Annotated in this window: 1 protein-coding gene; it reads left to right on the plus strand. The window is 75.3% G+C overall.

Annotated elements, in window-relative coordinates; genetic code table 11:
- The first annotated feature begins 36 nt into the window (after nucleotides 1–36).
- Entirely contained in the window at nucleotides 37–3,837 is a 3,801-nt protein-coding gene (locus P3L51_RS35350; RefSeq protein WP_354609462.1) for a condensation domain-containing protein, read from the plus strand.
- The last annotated feature ends 284 nt before the right edge of the window (nucleotides 3,838–4,121 follow it).

A 4,121-nucleotide genomic window follows, 5' to 3' on the forward strand; every position in this document is an offset into this window, starting at 1 on the left:
TAAGAGACAGCCCGCCTACCCCGAGGAGCAGCAACCGTGATCCCCCTCTCGTACGCGCAGCGCCGGCTGTGGTTCCTGAACCGGCTGGAGGGCTCGTCCCCGGCCTACAACGCCCCCGTCGTGCTCCGCTTCGAGGACGGCGCCCCCGACCGGGGCGCTCTTGAGGCGGCGGTACGGGACGTGGTGGAGCGCCACGAGGTACTGCGCACGCTCTACCCGGCCCAGGACGGCGAGCCGTACCAGCACATCGTCGGCGATCCCGACGTGCGGTTCGAGGTCCGGGAGTGCGCGGCCGGCGAGGACGTGGACGCCCTGGTCACCGCTTTCGTCCGCACCCCCGTCGACATCACGCGTGAACTTCCGCTGCGTGTACGGCTGTTCACCGGTCCCGGGGGACACGGGGTCCTGGTCCTGCTGATCCATCACATCGCCACCGACGGCTGGTCCGTCGGCTGCCTGCTCGCCGACCTCGACGCCGCCTACCGGGCGCGCGCCGAGGGCCGCGCTCCCGACCGGGAGCCGCTGCCGGTCCAGTACGCGGACTACGCGCTGTGGCAGCGGGACATGCTCGGTGATCCCGGCGACCCGCGGAGCACGGCCCACGAGCAGCTCGCCCACTGGCGGGAGGCCCTGGCCGGCATCCCGGCCGTGACCCGGCTGCCGGCCGACCGGCCCCGCCCGGCGGAGCCGACCCACCGGGGGGCCTCGGTCAGCGGCCTCCTCGACGCCACCGCGCATCGGGCGCTCACCGGCCTCGCCCGCGCCAACCGTGCGACGTTCTTCATGGTGGCCCGGTCCGCGCTGTCCGTGGCTCTGCGGGCGGCGGGCGCCGGCCCGGACGTGGTGGTGGGCACGCCGGTGGCCGGCCGGCCGGAGGAGGACCTGCACGAACTCGTGGGGTTCTTCGTCAACTCCCTGGCGCTGCGCGCCGACCTGTCCGGCGGTCTCGGCATCGGCGACCTCCTGCGCCAGGTCCGGGACACGGACCTGGCCGCGTACGCCCACGAGGACCTGCCCCTGGATCTGCTGGTCGAGGACCTCAACCCGGAACGCTCACTGGGCCGGCACCCCTTCTTCCAGGTGATGCTCACCGCGCAGACCGCGCGGGACGCCACCGTCCACATCGGCGGCCTGCCCGCCGTCCTCGACGGGGCCGACCTGGCCACCGCCAAGTTCGACCTCAGTTTCCACTGCGCCGAGACGCACCGCCCCGACGGCGAACCCGACGGGGTGCGGCTCGGCGTGCAGTACGCGACCGACCTGTACGACGAGTCCACCGCGCGCCTGCTGCTCACCCTCTTCCAGCGCGCGCTGACCGCCTTCGCCGAGCGGCCGGCCACCACCCCTCTTGGCCGGATCGACCTGCTCACCGACGGCGAACGCCAGGCGCTCGACCACCGTCACGAGGCCCTGACCCGGGCCGAACAGCGGCGCGCCGCCACCCAGGGCGCGCCGCGGGACGGTGACCGGCGGGGCCGCCGCGCCGCCGCCGACCCCCGTGAGGAGATCATGCGGAGTCTGTTCGCGGAGATCCTCGGCCGCGACGAGGTGCTGCCCTCGGACAACTTCTTCAAGCTGGGCGGGCACTCCCTGCTCGCCGGGAAGCTCACCAACCGCGTCCGTGCCACCCTCGGTCTGCGGGCCGCCATCCGCGACGTGTTCCTCGCCCCCACCCCCGGGCAATTGCTGCGCCGCCTCGGCGAGCGGCGTGCGGACTCCGGGCGCCCCGCGCTGCGGCCCGTGCCCGAGGAGCTGCGGCCCGAGCGGACACCGCTCTCCGCCGCCCAGCAACGCCTGTGGTTCGTCGGCCAGTTGGAGGGTCCGAGCGCCACCTACAACATTCCGGTGGTGACCCGGCTGCACCGCCGCGTCGAACCGGACGCGTTCGCCGCGGCCCTGGCCGACCTCGTCGAGCGGCACGAGGTGCTGCGCACCGTGTACCGGTCGGCGGACGGCGAGCCCTACCAGGAGGTGCTGAAGGGCGCGGCACCCGTGCTGGACACCGTACGGACGAACGGGCCGGACGAGCTGCGGTCGGCCGTCGACGCCGCCGCCGGGTACGTCTTCGACATCGCCGCCGAGATCCCCTTCCGTGCCTGGCTCGTGGAGGACGCCGGCGGGAGCCAGGTGATGGTGCTGCTGACGCACCACATCGCCGGTGACGGCTGGTCCACCGGCTGCCTCCTCGCCGACCTCGACACGGCCTACCGGGCCCGTGCCGACGGCCGTACGCCCGGCTGGGAACCGCTGCCGGTCCAGTACACCGACTACACCCTCTGGCAGAACGACCTGCTCGACGGGGAGCACGGCGTCGCCGCTGAGCAACTGGCCTACTGGCACAAGGCCCTGGACGCTCTGCCACCGCTGCTCGCCCTGCCCACCGACCGGCCGCGGCCCGCCGAGAGCGACGGGGTCGGCGCCCACACCGGCTTCGACGTGAGCGCCGCCACCCACCAGGGTCTGCTGCGCTGCGCCCGCCGCAACGGCGCCACGCTCTTCATGGTGGTGCAGGCCGCGCTCGCCGCGCTCCTCACCCGGCACGGGGCCGGCACCGACGTGGCCCTCGGCACCACCGTGGCGGGCCGCGCCGACGACGCCCTGCACCCGCTCGTCGGGTTCTTCGTCAACACCCTGGTGCTGCGCACCGACACCTCCGGGGACCCCGCCTTCACGGAGCTGCTGCGCCGTGTCCGGGACAACGGTCTCGCCGCCTACAGCCACCAGGATCTCCCCTTCGACCGGCTCGTCGAGCATCTGAGCCCGCACCGCTCCGCCGCCCACGCGCCGCTCGTCCAGGTGATGTTGCAGGTGCACGCCGCCGACGGCGTGAGCGGCCTCCGGTCCGCGCTGGACGGGGAGCCGGTCGCGTTCCGCGGCATCGGGGCCAAGTCGGACCTCACGTTCGCGCTCACCGAGCTGACGGACCCGGACGGCGCTCCGGCCGGGCTGCGGGGCGTCCTGGAGTACGCCACCGCGCTCTACGACGGCGACACCGCCCGCCTCCTGGCCCGTCGGCTGGCCGACACCCTGGAGGCGTTCGCCGCCGACCCGGACGCCCCGCTGTCCGGCCCGTCGTACGGTCCGGCGGCTCCCGGGGCCCGGGAGTCCGTCCGCGACGAGCGGGGGCGCCCCGTTCCGGTGCGGGTGCCCGGCGAGGTCCACGTACGCGTGCCGGGCGGCGCGTGGCGCGCCACCGGCCGGCGGGCGTACGCCGGCGCCGACGGCGTTCCGCGCCCGGTCGCCACGGCGACGGTGGGCGGTTACCCCCTGGAGCCCGGCCGGGTGGAGGAGGTGCTGGCCCGGCACCCCGCCGTGTCCGGCGCGGCCGTCGCCGTCCGCGACGACCGGCTGCTCGCGTACGTCACCGGCGCGGCGGGCGCCGCCGAGGCCGAACTGCGCGGCTGGGCGGCCGAGCGGCTCCCCGAGTACCTGACACCCGCGCGCGTGATCAGGGTGCCGCGGCTACCGGAGCCGGGGGAGGACGCCGCCGCCCCGCCCGAGAGGAAGGAGGAGGCGCAGGAGGCCGTCCCGGCCGGCTGGGAGGAACGGTTGCTGGGTGTCTTCCGCGACGTGCTCGGTCGCGACATCGGGCCGGCGGACAACTTCTTCAGGTCGGGCGGCCACTCTTTGCTGGCGGTACGGCTGCTCAACCGGATCCGCTCCGAGTTCGGCCAGGACCTCACCCTGCGGGACGTGTTCCGCAACCCGACGGTGACGTCCCTCGCCCGGCGTCTCGCCGCCGGCGACACGACGGGCCCCGCCCCGACGGCAGCGGGCCGCGGCGGCTCCCCCGCGTTGCGCCGCCGCACCCGGGCGGGCACGCGCCGCCGGTCGTGACGGCTCCCCGCGGGGCCGCGGGTGGACCGCGGGCCCACGGGAAGCGGGACCGGCAGCTCCGGGCGGCAGTAAGCCGGCCGGAGCTGCCCGGCGGACTGCCCCGCCCGGGGGCGCGGCGACCCTAGCGTGAAGGGCACGGCGGCGAGAGGACCCGTTCGCCCCGGTCTCTCGGCCCTTTACCGGAGGAATTCGACATGCCCCCCATCGACACGGAAGACCTGCTCGACGGCGGACCACCTCCCTCCCCCGCCCCGCCGGTGCTGGACCTCATCGCCCATCAGGCG

Source organism: Streptomyces panacea (assembly GCF_040560175.1).
In the GTDB taxonomy this organism is placed as follows: Bacteria; Actinomycetota; Actinomycetes; order Streptomycetales; family Streptomycetaceae; genus Streptomyces; species Streptomyces panacea.